General features: G+C 65.5%; 1 protein-coding gene. It reads left to right on the top strand.

The genetic code is table 11. From position 1 onward, the window contains the following. Positions 1-235, top strand: a 235-nt coding sequence (locus KVT44_RS57150) for a carboxyl transferase domain-containing protein (RefSeq protein ID WP_302832282.1), incomplete at both ends; no start/stop codon positions are given.

Raw genomic sequence — 235 nt, 5'->3', positions numbered from 1 at the left:
ACATCATCTGCGCGCTGGCCCGTCTGGACGGCCAGGTGGTGGGCATCGTCGCCACCCAGCCGCAGTCCCTCGCGGGCGTGCTGGGCATCGAGGCCCCCGAAAAAGCTGCGCGCTTTGTCCAGATGTGTGACGCTTTTAATATTCCGAACGCCACCCTCCTGGACGTTCCCGGATTCCTGCCCGGGGTTGACCAGGAGCCCGGCGGGATCATCCGGCACGGCGCCAAGCTGTTGTA

The organism is Streptomyces sp. GbtcB7, assembly GCF_019091445.1.
GTDB lineage: Bacteria > Actinomycetota > Actinomycetes > Streptomycetales > Streptomycetaceae > Streptomyces > Streptomyces mirabilis.
This window is presented reverse-complemented; position numbering and strand designations above follow the sequence as displayed.